Below are 423 nucleotides of genomic sequence, written 5' to 3'. Positions count from 1 at the left end.
TGTGGTATTCCTGAAAATAGTACACACGGGTTCATGTATTCCTGTTATTGTATACACTGGTTATTTGTTATTCCTGAAAGTGTACACACTCCGTGTCCTCTATTCCTGAAAGTGTACACAAATATACAAATAATTGCACAGATGACGGGCGATAAACACGAGCGGCGCCCCCCTTCATAGGGGGCAGCCAGCTCGTGCGTCATATAATCAAGCAAAGCCCTCGTTTTTGACGAGTGGATTCTGATGGCTAGGATCCAACGTCTGCATTGGCGTTCTCATACCTAAGGAGCGATGAGGACGAACATTATTGTAGAGCTGGATCACCTTATCTATCGCCTTTTTTGTCTCTTCAAAAGTCATAGCTTCATAGTCGTATAGCCAATCATTTTTAATGGTTCCATTTAGTCTCTCTGCCATAGCATT

1 protein-coding gene is annotated in these 423 nt (G+C 43.0%); it reads right to left on the bottom strand.

All coding sequences use genetic code 11. From position 1 onward, the window contains the following. Window positions 1-207: 207 nt before the first annotated feature. On the bottom strand, window positions 208-423 hold a 216-nt coding region (locus HMPREF3027_RS00010), incomplete at its 5' end, for an integrase core domain-containing protein (RefSeq protein WP_141756193.1).

It is taken from the genome of Porphyromonas sp. HMSC077F02 (assembly GCF_001815465.1).
In the GTDB taxonomy this organism is placed as follows: Bacteria; Bacteroidota; Bacteroidia; order Bacteroidales; family Porphyromonadaceae; genus Porphyromonas_A; species Porphyromonas_A somerae.
This window is presented reverse-complemented; position numbering and strand designations above follow the sequence as displayed.